Raw genomic sequence first — 19,189 nt, forward strand, 5'->3', positions numbered from 1 at the left:
AGGTTCAATAAGAAGGAGTGTCTAAGCGTTGTATTAGATAATCCTTGCGGATCTCTTCGCTGCTCTTAGTCAATGCCTTTTCGGGTCACTGGGTGGAGGAAAAAGGCACGGCCCTTGCCCCGTCCCGCATGGGACATCGGCACCCTCGCCACCCAGGCTTGAAGCAGCGGCGGCCTTTTCGCCAGGGCATCTATGCCCCCACAGCACTCTTCAATGCATGCCCCCCCCCGCATTTCCCCCGAAGAGAATGCTTGCCAAATACGCGCCGCAGCGTCGTATCTGGCGCTTCCCATTTATGATGACCCGCCTTGCCCTGATTCTCGTTGCTTCGATTGGTTTTGCGCATGCCTCTCAGCCAGCCTCCCTGGCCGATCTGCCGGACGCACACCCAGATGCAGAGCTGAAGGCTTTCGTGGTGCCGGAGGGGTTTGAGGTGAATCTCTTCGCGGCGGAGCCCATGATCCAGAAGCCGGTGCAGATGAACTGGGATGCCCAGGGCCGTCTGTGGGTCGTCACCAGCACCACCTACCCGCACATCAAGCCCGGCGAAGAGGCGAAGGATCAGGTCGTCGTGCTGGAAGACACGAATGGCGACGGCAAAGCCGACAAATCCACCACCTTCGCCGAAGGCCTGCACATCCCCACCGCCTTGGCTCCGGGAGACGGCGGCCTGTATGTGGCGAACTCCACCGAGGTGCTCTTTTTAAAGGACACCAATGGTGATCTCAAAGAAGACGAGCGCACCGTGATGCTCAGCGGCTTCGGCACGGAAGACACCCATCACCTCCTGCACACCTTCCGCTGGGGCCCGGAGGGCATGCTCTACTTCAATCAGTCCATCTACATCCACACCCACATGGAGACCCCCCACGGCGTGCGGCGGCTCATGGGTGGCGGCATCTGGGAGTTCCGGCCGGAGACGCGCCGGGCGGAAATCATCAGCAAGGGCCTCATCAATCCCTGGGGCTTTGAGTTTGACCGCTGGGGCCAGAGCTTCGCCTGCGACGGCGCAGGCGGGGAGGGGATCAATTTCATCTTCCCCGGCTCCGTCTTCGCCACCTCCCCAGGGGCCAAGCGCATCGTCCACGGCCTCAGCCCCGGCCAGCCGAAGCAGAGCGGCCTTGAAATCATCGAAGACCCCCATTTCCCGGCGGACTGGCAGGGCACCTTTGTGCTGAACGACTTCCGTGGCAACCGCGTGAACCGCTTCCAGCTCACCCCCAGCGGCAGCAGCTACATCGCCAAGCAGCTCCCCGACCTCCTCGCCTCCACGCACCGAGCCTTCCGCCCGATCGACGTCAAGATGGGCCCTGATGGTGCCATCTACATCGCCGACTGGTACAATCCCATCATCCAGCACGGCGAAGTGGATTTCCGCGACGAACGCCGCGACCACTCGCATGGCCGCATCTGGCGCATCACCGCCAAGGGCAAGCCCCTCAGCCCTCGGCCTCAGATTGCCGGTGCCACCACCGCCGACCTGCTGGAAATGCTCAAGAGCGACCGCAACTACGTGCGTCGTTTTGCCAAACGCGAGCTGCGGGATCAAGGCTCCGCCAAGGTGATCCTCCCCCTGGATGCGTGGGCCGCCAAGCTCGACACCACCCAGGAAGCCGACTCCCACGCCCTGCTGGAGGCCGCCTGGGCACGCGAAGGCGTGAATTCCTTCTCCCCCACGATCTGGCGCAGGCTCTGGGAAAATGGCGACTACCGCATCCGCGCTGCCGCGCTGCGCATCCTGACCCATCGCTGGAAGGTTTACCCCGAGGTGATGAAAGTGCTGGAGCAGGCCGTGGCGGACGAAAACGCCCAGGTGCGCCTGTGGGCGCTCGCCGTGCTGGCAGACATGCGCAAGCCCGGCGCGGTCGGCCTCGCCCTCAAGGTGCTGGACAAGCCGATGGACGATTCCCTCGATTTCCTGCTGGAGCAGACCTGCCGTGAGCAGGCAGACATCTGGATGCCTGCCGTGGTGGCTGGCAAGCTCAAGCTCGACCAACGGCCCAAGCACCTCGTCTATGCCATGAAAAGCACCGGGCGCAGCGATGCCCTGCCCCCCCTGTTTGCAGCCCTGAAGAGCGGCAAGCTCAGCGCAGAAGACGCCGCCGCCGTACTCGACATGGCCGGCAGCACCGCCGACGCAGCGCAGGCGCAGACGATGGTCCAAATGGTCAACGACGCCGCCATGGCCCCCTATTATATAGGCCTGCAGGATGCCTTGGTGAAGGCCGCCACCGACCGCAAAGTCGTCCCTGAAGGTGCGAAAGAGACTGTGGTGGCCTGGTTTGCCCGGCCCGAGCCCCATGTGGTTCACCGCACGGCCATCCTCGCCGGATTGTGGAAGGTGGAACCTGCCCGCGACAAGCTGGTGGCCCTGCTCACCGACGCCAAAACCCTCCCCGCGATCCGCGACGGCGCGGTGCGTGGCCTGACCGCCCTCGGCGGCGCAAAATCACGCGATCTGTTCGACAAGCTCTTCACCGAATCCCAGGACGCAGGCCTGCGTGGCCTCATGATCGACGGCCTGACCAGCGTCGGGCCGCAGCTCGCCGCCAAGCGCGCCGTGGAGTTCCTGGCCAAGGCGGAGGTGGACGCCGCCAAGCCGGTTTTGAGCGTGTTTTTGAAGAACAAGCAGCTTCCCGCCGTGCTGGCCAAGGAGCTGGAAGGGCATACCATTCTTGACTCCGTAGCCGTGGAAGGCATCCGCATGGTCACCTCCCGTGGCATTCAGGGCCCCTTGGCCGAAGCCCTCAAGAAAGCCGGTGGCGTGAAGCAGATGGACCGCCCCCTCACCCCTGCCGAAATGAGTGCCATGGTGGCCAAGGTGCAGGCCCAGGGCGACCCCGCCCGGGGCGAAGCCGTGTACCGCCGTCAGCAAATGCTCTGCACCACCTGCCACGCCATCGGCGAATCCGGCGGCGTGCTGGGGCCCAATCTCGTCAGCATCGGTGCCAGTGCCCCGGTCGATTACCTCATCGAAAGCCTCTTGGAGCCCAGCAAGAAAATCAAAGAAGGCTACCACATGGTCATCATCAGCAAAAAGGACGGCAGCGTCATCTCAGGCGGCTTGATCAATGACGGTGCGGAAGAGTTGACGATTCGTGACCCCGCCAATCAAATTGTAAAAGTGGCCAAATCCGGCATCGCCAGCCGCCAGATGAGTCCCGTGAGCATGATGCCCCCCGGTCTCACCGCCAGCCTGCGCGAGGACGAATTCGTCGATCTCGTGCGCTTCCTCTCCGAACTCGGCCGGGAAGGGGCCTACAAAACCCAGCCCAACCGCTATGTCCGCACTTGGAAAGCCATGGGCAAGATGGAGCAGAAGGACGTGGACCACGTCCGCCACGTGGGCAGCTTTGCCCTGAACGACGAAAAACACCCCTATCCGTGGCAGTTGGCGATCAGCCAGGTGAATGGCGACCTGCCGCTGGCAGATCTGCCTGCTGCGCAGAAAATGTACCCTTGGTTCCCGAAAATCGTGCAGTTTGGGCTGAAGCTGGATGCTGGTGGCAAAGTAAAACTGGGCTTTAGCACCGTGAAGGGCATCGTCGTAGCCTTGGATGGCGCCGAGTTGATGGAGCTAAACCCCGTGCTGGAGCTCGATCTGGGCGCCGGCACTCACCGAATCAGCGTTCTGGTGACCCGTGAAGCGGGAGACCTGACGGCATTCCGTGTAGAAATCTTAGATGGTGCCGTGGTGGTTGTGCCCTGAGGATTCTCAAAGCTGAATTTCGTAAAGTCGATGTATTTGCATTGACGGGATCGATTCGTTTTGAGTATTCTGAACGCTAGCCCTGAAAGCTATGTCAGACCCCGGCATATCCACAGGCCTCAACCAGTCCTTTGCATCCCCATGAGAAATAGCCCCAGTGACCTACGCAAAAACGAAATGCTCGTTTGGTCGAACAACTGTGGCTTTTTAGGGTTCACTGTGGCTGACCGATACAGTGTCTAAACGCCGCCGCTTCTCCGACTTGTATCCCTCGATTTACTTTTTTTTAGAATCTCCCGCTCTCGCTCAAATTTCCTTCAGATGAAAATACTCCGACACAACCGCATCCTTCTCGGCTGGTTCATGACCGTGCTGATGTTCGCTCTGCAAGTGGCCACCCCCTTGCAATCTGCGAACATTTACTGGACGAAAGATGGAAAGATCTCCGGCCAGTCAGGTGAGGGGTTCTGGAACACAAGCGATGCCTTCTGGCTCGCTACTCCGCCCACAGGTTCTGCTGGCACGCTGCTGACTTGGGACAACAATGCCTTTAACACGGCGGTTTTCCGGAGCGCCGTCAATGTGACACTGAACGCCCCCATCGTTTTGGGCGGCTTGCGGTTTGAAGCAGATGGCACAAGCATCTCCACGACTTCCGCAGCCAATTCGCTGACGTTTGGCGGCGGCGCCCCCACCATCACGATCCAAGGTAATTCCACTAATATCAACGACACCACGGTCCTCCTCAATGCCCCGCTGGCCGGAACCCAAGGTTTGTCCCTTCAGTTCGTTGACACCGCAGGTACAGCGGGAGCTAGCGGTGGCACTCTTGAGTTGGGTACCTCAAGTGCCAGTTATGCCAGCCCCTTGACCGGCGGCATTACGGTTGGAAACAAGATGAACCTCCGGGTTGTCGCGAATTCCAACGAGCTGAACAATGGGAGAAATCCGCTGGGAACCAACCAGGTCACTCTGCAGACAGGTTCGAAGCTGGACATTCGCGGCTTCAACGCCACGTCAACAGGTCTCTCTGCGCGTGTGTTCAACACCAACGGCACCGGAGACAGCGGCCTCGTGGACTTCACCCAGGTGGCAGCCAGCCTCGCCACGGACTTTTTCGTGACGGGGACCACCTTCAGCACCGCGACGGCTCCCCTCGGGGTTCAGTGGGTGGGCAAGGTGGACATCGGCAAGGCCGGTGCCTACACCTTCTTTGCCAGCGCGGACGACGGCGCCAAGCTTTATATCGATGGAGTGCTCATCTTGAACAATGATGGTGGCAAAGGTGCCACCGACCTTTCCAGCTCCGCGATCTTTCTGTCTTCCGGCTCACATGACATCCGCATTGACTATGTGAACGGTTCCGGCGGCGGCAGCCTCAACCTCGGCTATGCCGGCCCTGATACCAATGATGGCAGCGGCCAAATTCGCAAAGTCATCCCCGCCAGCAAGCTTTTTCAGGCAGACGTCAATACTCTGGGCGGTTCCAGCACCGCCCTGCAGTTTGGCAATGCGGTGCGCCTCACCGGGAATGCCGAGATATCGCTCTCCAACATCAGCAACACCTCGGCTCAGATGGGGCGTCTCCTGATCGACAATGGCGTCACCCTTACCGTGGCTTCTTATGACCTCCTTGGGGAGACCGCCACGATCGGCAACGGCGGCGGCTTTGGCAAGACGCTGCGCTTCGGGGGCACCACTGCAGCCCCGACCGTCTTTGGCACTTTGGACTCAGTCACTTCAGGGATCGTGACGATCGCCTCGGACATGAACGTGGCTTTTGACGGCGTGGTTTCGGATCAGGGCCGGGCCATGACCATTCAAAAGACCGGCGCAGGCTGGATCTACTTCAATCAAACGGACAGCGCCAACACCCTTGGCTCCGCCACCAGCATTCAACTCATCGGCACGAAAGTGACCCAGACTGCCACGTACGACGCGGCCAGTTTTGGAAATGACAGCACTCTCGGGGGCGATGCCAGCACGCTGACTGTGTCATCAGGCAACACCTCGGGCTTGTCCGTGGGCATGACGGTTGAGGGTGCTGGAATCCCTGCCGGCACGGTGATCATCAAAATCCTCAACGGCACCCAGTTCAAAGTCTCAGGAGATGCCAGGGCGGTGGCCGCCGCCACCTCGCTGACTTTCTCCAAGACCCCCACGCTGGTGCTGACCGGCAGTTCTGCCGCAGGCTCCTTTGATCCCATTGGATCCGCGAAGATCGTGCTCGCAGGCGGCAATTTGGTGCTGGCTTCCAAAGGCGGTGCCATTGCCGGTGCCGGGCCGACGTTTAACAACGCCGTCGATGTCAACCAAGACGCGGTCATCCAGAACGTGGCGAATGCCGTGGCGCTGACCTTGAGCGGTGCGGTGACCATTGCCAGCGGCAAGACCCTGGTGCTGGATGCGATTGCAGGTGGCCGGCCCGCCACGGACCCGGGTGCCAATCTGGTCATGTCCGGCAGCATCACCGGAGACAACACCACTTCTTTGGTCATCCGCTCCACCCAGAAAAACGCCGGAACGACGGTCTCTGCCATCACTGCTCTGGCCAATGGAGTCGTGCAGCAGATCGGCTTTGCCTCAGCAAGCGGAACGGTGACCCTGACGGGTAATAACTCGGGCTTCGCCGGGCAGCTGATTTTCGAAGCTGGCGCAAACCTGCGCGTGCTGGGAGTCAACGCTCTCAACAACAAGACTTTCACCATGGCGGGCGGCACGCTGCAACTGCTTGACGACGGTGATGGCACCGGCGGACTCCAAAATCTGGCGTTCAATCACAACATCAACGTCGCCGGCAATGTCACTTTGACTGTTGGGCCTGCCTCCACCGCCGTTTCGCCCTTTTTCAATCCAGCGGCTAACAAGCGCGCGCAGATTTCCACTCTGAATGTCGGCAATAATGTCGTCACCGTGGCCAACAACAATGGCTATGGTCTGCAAGTCACCGGTGTCACCACACTGTCGGGCGCACCCACCTTTACGGTCAACAACGCCACCACTTCGAACAATCTGGTCAACGGCCTTGACCTCGCCGGTCAGGTGACCGGGCTGGGGAGCATTCTCAAAGCCGGTTCCGGTACCCTGCAGCTCAGCAATGCCTCCAACAACTTTGGCGGCACGGTCACCTTCAATGCCTTTGGCAACAGCGGGAGTACGATTCTGACCGTTGAGAGCGCTTCGAGGGTGGTCGTCGGAGAGTTGCTAACGAGCAGCACCGGCATCAGCACCGCCAACGGCGGCACGCGCATCAATTCCATTTCCGTGCAGAATTTCGCCTCCAGTGTGGCCAGCGGTCAAACCGTCCTCACTCTGACATCAAGCGTGGCCTCCACTTTTGCCGTGGGCATGTTGGTGAGCGGCGAGGGCATTGCCTCAGGTACCAAGGTTGCCAGCATCAATGACAACGTCACCAATACAACCAGCGGAGACACATTTACCACTCCCAACATCGTCACGCTCACGACTGGCAGTAACACCGAGTTCCGCGTGGGCATGGCTGTGGCAGGCACTGGCATTCCTGCCGGCACCGTTGTGGCAGAAATCCTTCCCGGCAATCAACTGCGGCTGAGTCAGAACATTACTGTCGCCAATCCGACACTTGTCAGGCGCCAGGTCACCCTGACCAACGCGGTCACCACGGCGGACACCACCTTGGTGCTGACCCAGTTGAATCTGAACCAGGCGCTCACTGCGGCGATCACGGGCGCAACGTTGGTCAATGGCACTTCGGTGATCAATGTCACAGCCGGCGTTCTGGCCTTCACCAGCGATGGAGCGCTGGGAGATTCCTTGAATCAAGTTCTCGTCAACACCAATTCGGCCACGGCTGGACTGCGCGTGGACGGCACTTTCAGTTCCAACGGCCGCACCTACATCATGAACCAGGCCAGCAACGCCATTGATGTGACGGCTGGCAACACATTCACGGTGAACAACACCTTCAACTTTACGAGCAACAGCAACAACCTGCAGAAGAACGACGCCGGCACACTGGTGCTGGCCACGGCAATGATGCAGGGGATCCCATCACCCGCCTCCAAATGGAACGGCATTCTCACCATCGGTCAGGGCGTCGTGCGGGTCACCCACAACGATGCTCTCGGCTCTGCCGGTAGTTTCAGTCTCGGCTCCAATTCGGGCTCCTCCTACACCTTGGTCGCCAATGTGGCTGCAGCGCTTGAGTTGGCGGGTGGAGTGACGATTGGCGAGACCTTGGTTTTCAACCCTGGCAACAACAACACTTCAAACGGTATCAACGGGAACGGGGCCCTGCGCAGTATCAGCGGCAACAACACCTACAGTGGTGCCATCACCTTTTCCAGCCCCACCACGGGGGATAACAACAACCGGGCGGCCACCATTGGAGTGGACGCCGGATCGACGCTTCACATCACCGGCGTCATGACGGGGCGTGTGGGCACTGGCGGCAGCGGGCGCGGCTCCTGGTTTGGTCTGGTGGGCGCGGGCAATGGTTTCATCGACACAGCGATGACCTATGACGGCAACCTCTCCTTCGGCGTCTACTCCTTGGACAAGGCCGGTACGGGCACCTGGACCCTGACCGCCGCGAACGTATTCAATGGACAGAACGTCTATGTGAATCAGGGCACGCTGGTGCTGAACGGCGCAGGCACTCTGGGCGTGCCCGGAACCAATGGCGGCGTCGGCACGGTCATCGTGACGCCCGAGGGCACTCTCAATCTGGACAGCACCGGCACCAATGTCAGCAACCGGCTCAGCGGCCGGGCTTTGAGTCTTTATGGCGGTGACATCAACCTCATGGGCAATGCGGGTGCCGCCACCTCGGAAACCGTGGGCGCGCTCACGGTGAATGCCGGACAGACCCTCATCACGCTCACAGGTCAGCAGGCCAGTTTTGTCACCGGTTCGGTCACCCGCGCCACCAACAACGGCGGCATCACCGGCACGATGCTTGTGCGCGGACTCAGTACGGGGTCCATGCAATCTGCCACCGGGGGTTTTGCCTTCACCGGCCAGCAAGGCGTGGCAGGCACCCTCAACAAGGGCATCATTCCCTGGGTGATCGTTGACTCGAGCGCCACGGGCTCGGGCACCTCTTTTGCCACCGCTGACTCGGTCACCGGCCTGTTGCGTGCTCTGGACACCAGCACCGAAATGTCTTCGACTCTGACGAACAATCTGGGCGGCGTCGCCACTCCGCTGAATATCCTCCTTTCCACCAATCAGACTATCTCCGGCGGCGTGACCACCACCGCCCTGATCAACAGCCTGACGGTGAACTCGCTCACCTTGCAGAATGGCGGCGCTGTCACCCTCACTGCCGGGCAGATCCTCACCCTGGACAGCGGCGGCGTGCTCGTGCTCGCAGGCGCGACCAATGCCAGCATCGGCGGCGTTGGCAGCAACATCGGCCGCTTGGGCACCACCGGCAATTCCCAGTTCGTGTACTTTACCTTGAGCGATCTGTCGATCAATGCCGCCATGTTCGGCGTCTCGGCGGGGCTCGCAAAGGCCGGCTCGGCACAGCTCATTCTCAAGACCCAGCAGTTCTACACCGGTGGTACGGCCATCAATGAAGGTGTTCTCAAACTGGACGGCGGAACCAACACCATCTTTTACAACAGTGACTTCGTCCTGCAGGGCGGCTCGCTGGATCTCAACGGCAACGCGCAGGTGCTGAACCTTCTACGCACCAACACCACCACCGCTCAGAACGCCAACTTGGTTCCGGACATCGGTGGCACGATCATCAACACCTCTGCAAATCAGGCCACTCTGGGGCTGGTCAATGCAGGCGGCAGTTTCTCAGGATCGATCACCGGCAATGTGGCCTTGGTGCGCTCCAGCAGTGCAAACGCCTACACGGACTGGAACATCTACAGTGCCAACACCTACACAGGTGCCACGCTTCTCAATGGTGGCCGCCTCCAGCTCCTCGGCACCGCCACCCTCAGCAACACCTCCTCCATCACCCTCAGCCAGTCCACCCTGCTGCTGAGCAACAACAACGCCACCAGCATTCTCGACGCGCTGGTGGATGATCGCATCAACGACGCCGCCCCGATCACCATGCGTGGGGGCATGATCCAGTATCGGGCACGCTTTGGCAGCGAAGGCACCGAGGCATTTGGTGCGCTTACCTTGGCCGAAGGGGCCAGCGTCATCGATGTCGCCGCTCCTGGGACCGCTATTAACAGCTCCACCGCCACCTTTACCAGTCTCACCCAGCAGGCCGGATCTCACGGCACCCTCAGAATTTTCAACGCCTCCGGCATCTTCGGCAACAGTACGGCCCGCGTGTTCTTTGACAACATCAACGGTGTCAGCACCGCGACAGTGGGCGCTGGCCTCACCAACAATCTCATTGGCGGCTGGGCCGTGGTGGAGCGTGAGTTCGCCAGCTACAGCCCTGGCACGGGCGTGGGTGCCTTGAATTCGGCGGGCTACGCAGGCTATTCCACCAACGACATCAACTCGGGCCTCGCCACGGACAACATTCGCCTGGCCTATGCAGCGGTGACTTCCACCGGAGTCGCTGGCAAAAACCAGCTTACCGTCGCCACCACCTCCGGCCTGAACGTCGGCGATGCCGTCCTGGGCGCTGGCATTCCCGTGGGTGCAGTGGTGGCTTCCATCATTGATGGCACGAAATTCACCATCGACCAGAACCTGGGCACCGCCAATCCCACGCTGACCCTGCCGCAGACCGTGACCCTCACGGGCAACCGCACCATCAACAGCCTCGCCATGGTGGTGTCCGGCGACAGCACGCTGGATCTCGGCGGCTTCAACCTGAACCTTGCCAGCGGCGGCTTGATCGCCTCCCAGGGCTTCGACTTGATCAACGTCACGGTCAATGTCGTGACCAGCTCAAAGACGAGCAACACCGTCCTGCTGGCCACCATGCCCAACACCCTCACCATCGGCTCGACGATTCTGGGCAGCACCGTGACAGCCATCAACGGCCTGACCATCACCCTCGCAGACAATGCCAGCTCCGACATTATTGCTCCTACTGCCGTTAACTTCGTCAGCGCCCTGAACATGCCGATCGAGATCAAGAACGGCAACCTCACTGCAGGCAGTGGCGCGGCAGACCTCTACCTCCATGCGCTGGGCTATGTGAATGGCAACGGCAACGTGTATGGCCGCAACGTGCTTGTGGGGGCCAACATCGTGGACAACGGCACCGGCCCCGTGACTCTGGTCATCGCTGGCACGGAAGGCCGTGGCGTGACGGCCGGCGTCAGCGGCTACCGGACCAACCAAGTGGTGCTCTCCGGCAACAACACCTACACCGGCGGCACCTTCGTGAATTCTGGCTTCGTCGTGGCCAGCTCTAACACGGGCCGGGCCTTCGGCACGGGTGACGTCACCATCACCGGCGGTGGCAGCACCAACGGCAGCACCTTCCAGGAGCGCACCACCACCGTGATGCTCGGGGCCGCAGACCAGATCAACGCCACCGCCACGCTGAACATGCTGGGCGGCAGTGTCTTTGAGCTCAACAACTTCAACCAGACGCTCGGCGGTCTGGTGTTTAACAACACCGGCGGCAACAGCCCGAGCGTGTTTCTGGGCAACGGCGTCCTGACCCTGAATGGCAATGTCACCGCCACTTCAAGCAATCTGGGGGCCGTCTCCACCATCGCCAGCGGTAGCATTGTGGTTACCGGCACCATCGGCTCCAACCTGGTGACCCTGGTCTCCGGCAACATGTCCAGCCTGGCCGTTGGCTCCCCGATGGTCGGAGGCAATTTCGCCGGGGGAACCGTCGTCACCGGCATCTCCGGAACCAAGATCACGCTATCTACCAATGCCATCAACGGCACCGCAGGCGCTGGTTTCAGCAATTTCGTCAGCTATCCCGCCACTGGCACTGTCGCACTCAGCGCAGGCAGCCACATCTTTGACATCGCCCCCGTGGAGGCCAACGGCGTGAATCTCGCCCCGCTGCTTGCCACTTTGAACATTTCCAGCGCGATGACCGGTGCCGCCAGCATCGTCAAGACAGGCGGTGGCCTCCTGCAGCTCAGCGCTGCCAACACCTTCTCCGGCGGCGTCAGCCTGCAGAATGGCGGCCTCCTTTTCAGCACCGGCAGCGTCTTTAATGCAGGAACGCCTGGAGAGGTGAGCGCCGGGCCGATCGGTTCAGGAACCCTCACCCTCTCCGGTAGCAACAATCTCACCCTCCTCACCAGCACCAGCCTGACCGTTGGCAATGCGGTGACCTTTGATGCGGCTTTCTCCGGTGAATTCAGGTTCGACAGCACCGTGTCCACCGGCACCAACCTGACCCTCAGCGGTCTGGTGACCCTCCCCGGCGCGGTGACCATCAACGTCATCAATCCCGGCATGACCGCCGCCCTCGGCCAGATCACCCGCGTGGGATCGAATGGCAACATCGTCATCAACAAGACCGGCCTCGGCACCCTTTCCCTCGGGTCTGTGACCGCAGGCAACACCATCACTTTGAACATGAACGGCGGCAATCTTTCGCTGCTCAATGACGGCGACGGCACCGGCTCCAGCCAGGTGATCGCCAGCGGCATCACCGTTGTCTCCACTCAGGCCATGAACCTCACCGTGGGCCGTGTCGGCACGGTTTACGCCCCGCTGTTCACCACGGCGGCGAACAAAACGATCCAGATTGCAGGCTCCACCGGCACCACTTTCACCAACGGCGTGCTGACGGTGACCAACAATGTCGGTTACGGACTGGAAATCACCAGTGCCGTCACGCTTGGCTCCAATCAGGTCATCAATGTCAGTGCTGCTTCTGTATCCACGCAGATACAGGGGCTCACGCTCTCCGGCATCGTCTCAGGCCCATCTGGAATCACGAAAATTGGCGCAGGCACACTGGTGCTTGGCAATGCCTCCAACAGCTTCACCGGCACGATCGACATCCAAGGCGGCATCGTTGCTGTCTCCTCCAATACGGCGCTGGGCAACATCGCCAATAACATCCTGCTCAATGTCAACGCCGCCACCGGCGCCGGACTGCGCGCCACCGGCACCTTCGCCACCAGCCGCCTCATCACCCTGAATCAAGCCAGCAACGCCATCGAAGTCACGACGGGCAACACGCTCACCCTGAACACCACCTTTGGCCTGACAGCGGTTTCCAACGCCCTGCAGAAAAATGACAACGGCACGCTGGAGCTGAACGCCAGCAACGGCAGTTGGACCGGGGTGCTCACCATCGCCGCAGGCGCGGTCAAAGTCTCCAATGCAAGCGCGCTCGGCACGGTGGCTGGCGGCACGGTTGTCACCGGCTCCGGTGCAGCGCTGCAGCTCAACAACGTCAGCATCGGCGCCGAGCCCCTGAGCCTGAATGGCTCCGGCATCAACAATGGCGGTGCTCTCCAGTCCCTCGCGGGCGCTAACACCGCAGGCGGTGCCATCACGCTCGTCGGGGTCACCACCATTGGCGCGGACAGCGGCACCACCCTCACTCTCACCGGCGGAATCTCCGGGGCGCAGGCCCTGACCTTCGCTGGCGCGGGCAACATCACCAGCACCACCACCGGCATCGGTGCCCTGGCCTCCATCACCAAGATGGGCAGCGGGATGTTCACTCTCGGGGTGACCAGCGGCTCCTTCGGGGGCGTCCTCGTCATCAATGAAGGCACCTTCCGCATCAATTCCGGCGTCACCATCGGCGGCACGGGCACCATTGTGGTCCAAGGCCCTTCCGGTGTGCTGGATCTGCAGGGCGGGCTTGCCCACATGAGCGGCGCACGTGCGCTTACCCTCTCCGGCGGCACGGTCAATATCTCCGGCGCCACGGGCTCAGCCCAGGTGCTCGGCACCCTGACCACCAACCGCAGCATGACCAACGTCATCAACTTCGGCGCCGCCACGGGCACCAACACGCTGACCTTCAGCAATCTGGTGATCAATGGTGACTCCAGCCTCAATTTCACCGGCACGCTGAACTCCACCACCAACCGGATCGCCTTCAGCACCACACCCGGCATGACCAACAGCATCATCCAGCGTGCTTTGGTCAACGGCACTGACTTCGCCACTTACAACGGCAGCGGCGGAGCCGGAAACATTCAGGCGTTTTCCGCCTACAATACTTCCAACAATATCGACAGCCTGGCCGCAACAACGAACGCCAACCTCAACCTCTCCGCCACGCCGATCTTTTTAGGAACGGTCAACCGCACAGCCAACGCCATCAAGCTCTCCGGGTCGAACATCATCCTCGGAAACGGCATCACCACCCAGGGCGCCACTCTGTCTCTGACAGCAGGGGCCATTTTGAATACGGGGGCCAACAACGTTCTCAGCAGCAACATCCGCATTCAGTTCAACGCGCAGGCCTACGTCGCCGTCGCAGCGGGAACCACCCTGACGAGCAACAGCCTGCTCAATGGAGGTTTGGGCTTCGTCAAAGACCTCGGCGGCACGCTCATCCTCAACGCGCCCAACAACTTGGCGGGCATCGCCAACATCAGCGGTCAGACACTCACCGGCAATTTTATCATCAACGCTGGCACCGTGGTGCTCGGTGGAGGCAACAACACACTGACCCCCAACCAGTTCCTCATCGTGGCAACGGGAGCTACGCTGGACCTCAACGGCACCTCCCAGTTTGCCTTTGGCACACGCGGAGACAGCGCGGCTCTTCAGGGCAATGCCGGCACCTTCACCAACAGCAGCCTCAGCAAAGCGGCCCTCATCTTCGGCGCTGACAACGGCGGCTTCAACTTTGGCGGCGTGATCACGCAGGAGGCGGGGGCAGGTGCCATGAGCTTCCTCAAGAGCAGCCCGCAGCAGTACAATTTCCTGAATGAGAACACCTACAGCGGTGCCACCGTCTTTGCTGGCGGCGTCAATGTGCTGACAGACGGCGGCATGCTGACAAACACCTCCTCGATCGGCGTCAACTACGCCTACTTCCGCCTGGACGACAATGTCAACTTTGCCCAGGCCAACCGCGTGAGACTCGGCGCGGACATCACCCTGAAGGGCGGCTCCCTGGTTTATCAGGGGCGCACCCAGACCGAGAGTTCCCAGTCCGTCGGCAATGTCATCCTGGCCGAAGGCTACAACATGATCCAGTCCGCCAACGGCGGCACCGGCATCAATTCAGCCACGTTCAACATCAGCTCTCTCTCTCGCACTGCGGGATCGACGGCCACCATTCGCTTCCCTGACAACGGCATCGGCGCCATTGGCAACACTGGGCGCATCTTGATCACCACCCTCAACGGTGTCCTCACCAGCACGAATACCGGGGGCGCGAACATCAACAGCGGCGGCCTCGTCAACGGACTCATCGGACCATGGGCCGTGGTGGACCGCGAATTCGCCAGCTACATCACCGACTACGGCGTGGGACGCCTCAATCAGACCGGGTTCGCCGGTTATTCCATCAACACCCTCAACGGCACACCGATCGCTGCGGACAACATCCGCGTAGCCGCCAGTGTCGGCCCTCTCCTCTCTGACACCACCATCAGCACCCTCGCCATCAATCCCAGCGGTGCGCTGGCTTCCATCGACCTCGGCGGCAAGAAGCTGACTCTCCAAGGCGGAGGCCTCCTGATGGCGCTGTCCGGCCCGAATCGCAGCATTGTCATTGGCAATGGCACGATCACCGCCGGAACGCTGAACACCGACAGCGACCTCTATGTGCATGTGCTCCCCTACGGCCAGCTCGGCTCCTCCACGGTGATCAACGCGGACATCCAGAACAACGGCACTGGCAAAGTCCGCCTCATCATGTCGGGCAGTGACGGCCAGGCCAACCTCACGCTCAACGGCACCAACACCTACACCGGCGGTACCGTGATCAACGGCGGTGTGCTGATCCTCGGCGCCACCGGCAGCCTCGCAGGCGGCGGCATCACCGTCAGCGGCGGCTACCAATCGGGCAGCGGCATCTTCGTCCAGACAGCGGGCGGCTTGATCGACTCCAGCAATCTTCTCACGGTCGACGGCAACGGCATCGCGGTGCTGACTGGGACGCAGACTCTGAAGGGGTTGGTCTTCAATGGTACCGGTGGCGGCACCGCCGCCCCCTCCGTCATCTCCAGTGATGGCGTGCTCACTATCGGCACCTCCGGCGTCGTTTCCAATCCGTTCAATCCCGCTGCCGCTCCGCTGCTCACCGGGCGAATTGACTTTGGCCTGACGGCCAATTCCGTCACGGTCAACACCTATGATTTCGACGGTTTCACCAATTTTGCCCCGACCACTCCCGGTTTGGTTCTCGGTGGTCTGGTGGGTTCAGGCGGTGGCATCACCAAATACGGTGCCGGCGTGCTGCAGGTCAACCAGTCCGCCTTTACCGGAACGCTCACCGTGGCGAGCGGCAACATCCAGTCCGGTGCCTACAACAGCGGTTCGCGGTTCGCCACGCTGGATTTGGGCGCTGGCACCTCCCTCAATCTCAACGGTCAGGCCACCGTCTGGGGCGGCTTGTCCGGCAGTGGTTCGATCTTCAACAGCGTGGCCAACGCCCCCACCCTCACGGTGGGCTACAACAACAGCGACACGACCTTCTCCGGGCAGATCAACCGGTTCAACGAAGCCGTGCCTAATTCAGTCTTTCTCGCGAAGGTCGGTACCGGCAACCTGACCATCACCGGCACTCAGAATGCCATCAGCGGCTCCGCCGGAGCGTTCACGATCGCCGCAGGCACCGTCACCTACAGCGGGGCTGGCACAGCGATGATGCCTACCACGACCGTCTGGGAGGGCGGCACGCTGGTGCTGGACAACAGCATCACCAACCTCAACAACCGCCTCGCCTCCACCCTCACCGGGACCCCCACCTCCACGCTCAACGTCAGCGGCGGCACACTCAACATCATCGGCAACGCCAGCGCCGCCACCATCGAAAACCTGACCACCCTCACGGTGGCCAATGGCGGCGGTGCCATCAACCTCCTTCCCAGCGCCACTCAGGGCATCCTCGTCAACGTGACGAACCTGTCCGGCCTCAGCACCGGTGGCAGCCTCGTTCTGCGCAGCAACTTCAATAACGTCGGCGTCACCGGTTCCGCCGCCGGATTTGGCAATATTTTCGTTACCAACTATCCAAACATCGGCGGGCAGGCCACCACCGGCAACGGCAACGGCACAGCCCTCATGGTCACCCGCCCTGACGTCATCGGCCAGACCTCGGGCAAGGTCACGGTCACCAGCAGTGCCACCGATTCAAGCACGGTCACTGTCTCCAGCGTCCCTTCCTACCTGGGCGTGGGATCTACGCTCCTAGGGCAGACGGTGGTGAGCATCAGCGGTCTCACCATCACGCTTTCCGGAGATGCCGACCAGGCTATCGGCGCCGCCACCGACGTCAGCTATGAAGGCTCGTTCTCGTTCGTCACCCGCGACAGCGTTTCGGGCTACCTCCGCCCCCTCGCCGAAAATGAGATGACCACGACGCTCGGGAACCTCTCCCAGAACAATTTCTCCCTCAACTACAACGCCACCATCAGCTCCGACCGCTCGAACGTCGGCAGCCTGCGCTTGATGAGCGGCGGCGGGATCGGGCTTGCCTCCTCCGCCGGCTACACGGTGGACGCCTTTGGCATCAATTCCCGCTGGGGTGGCAATCTGGCCCAGGGCGGCGTGCTCACGGAATTCGTGCGGACCGGCGGCATCATTGCCTTGGAAGGCAACACCGGCATCACCACCTCGGGCCTCGGTTCCTACACCGGCTGGATGAACTTCTTTGTCATGGGTGACAACACCACCCTCAATATCAGCAGCATCCTGTGGAATATCTCGGGCGGCATTGTCAAGGCAGGTTCCGGCACGCTCAACCTCAGCACTCGCGGTTACAACTACGGCACCACCATTGTGAACGAGGGCACGCTCATCCTCAGCGGCGCGGACAACTCCGTCGGCATTGTCAGGCCTGATCTTACCACCGGCACCATTACGGCCGCTTTCACCCATCTGTACATGAACGGCGGGAAGCTCGACCTCAACGGCGGCAGCGCGATGGTCGGCAATCTGGGCACCGCCAACTACCTCCCCGTCGGTGGCGAGATCACCAACAGCGCCAGCAACGAAGTCATGCTGACTACGACCACCGGAAGCCTCACCTTCGGCGGCACGCTCACGGGCAAACTGGGCCTCACCAAGACGGGCAACAGCAACCTTGCCCTCAGCAATGCCAACTCCTACACCGGAGCCACCGTGGTGCGTGGCAACACGCTTACCCTGCAGGACAGCGGCACGCTGTCGGGGACTTCTTCCGTGACGGTGAATTATTCTCAGCTGCAATGGGACAACCGCGGCCTCAACCCGCTGGACGCCTCCAACCCAGTGCGCATTGCCGCCAATGTCCCCCTCGTCCTCCGCGGCGGCACGCTGACCATTCAGGGCGGCGGCTCTGCGGACACCACCGTGGCGTTTGACAATGTGAGCATCCTGGGCGGCGGCAGCATCATCAATGTGTTCCCGGCTGTAAACGCCGGCAGCACGGTGCAGCTCACCATCGGCAACTTGATCCGCAACGATGCCGATCATGGCGTCATCAACTTCGTTTCCAACGTCGGCATGGGCGGCACCGGCAACAACAACAACGCCAGCGTGCTCCTCTCCACCATCAACGGCGTGGGCTTCTCGCAGTCCCAGCTCACCAACAAACTCATCGGCGGCTGGGCCGTGGTCAACGGCAACAGCTTTGCCACTTATCTGGACGGCGTCGGCGTGGGCGAACTCGGCTCCACCGTCGGGGGGAATATTTTCGCCGGTGGCAATGCCTTCCTTGCTTATGACGGCTTCGACATCAGTGCCGCCACCACCCAGGCCACTCACAACATCAACGACAGCTCCAACCGCACATTGACGCTCTCCAAGACGGTCAACTCCCTGAGAAGCGGCGGCGGCACCATCACCCTCGGCAATGCCACCACAGCCGTCACCTTGGATCTCGCCATGGGTCTGCTCACCAATACCGGCGGCATGGCCATCGTTTCCGGCAATGCGGGCTCGGCGCTGACCTCCAGCGGGTCTGATCTCTTTGTCTTTACCAATCAGGGCACCACTTCGCTCAACACCAAGATCACCGGCAACATCGGTCTGGTGAAGAGCGGCGGCGGCACTCTCTGGCTCGGCCCAGGCGCCGGTGTCTCCAACAACTACACGGGCACCACCTACGTCAACCAGGGCACTCTCGTCCTCAATGGCTCGGCGAGCACCCTCGTCATTCCGGGAGATCTGGTCATCAACAACTCCACGGTGACGATGGCCAATGGCAATATGTTCAATGCCACCACCGGCCAGATCGCCGCCACCAGCAATGTCACGCTCAACGGTGGCTCCACGCTGAACTTCTTCAATTACGGGGTGGCCACCACCACCACGCTGAACAGCCTGACTTTCAGCAATGACGGTGGCGTCGCGCATCCTGCCGTGAGATTCAACGCCCCCGGAGCTCTTCACACTCTGGTGCTCGCGGCGACGAATGCCATCACCGTGGTCAATGACAACACGGGAACCACACCCCTGATTGCCGCC

The 19,189-nt window shown here is 61.4% G+C and carries 2 protein-coding genes; both read left to right on the forward strand.

Annotated elements, in window-relative coordinates; translation table 11 throughout:
- The first annotated feature begins 295 nt into the window (after nt 1-295).
- Complete coding sequence (locus tag PSV43_RS17920; protein WP_300200488.1) at nt 296-3,709, forward strand: PVC-type heme-binding CxxCH protein; 3,414 nt, start codon at nt 296-298, stop codon at nt 3,707-3,709.
- Between the two features lie 321 nt (nt 3,710-4,030).
- Nucleotides 4,031-19,189, forward strand: a 15,159-nt coding sequence (locus tag PSV43_RS17925; protein WP_300200491.1) for an autotransporter-associated beta strand repeat-containing protein, incomplete at its 3' end; no start/stop codon positions are given.

The sequence above is a fragment of the Prosthecobacter sp. genome (assembly GCF_029946185.1).
GTDB lineage: Bacteria > Verrucomicrobiota > Verrucomicrobiia > Verrucomicrobiales > Verrucomicrobiaceae > Prosthecobacter.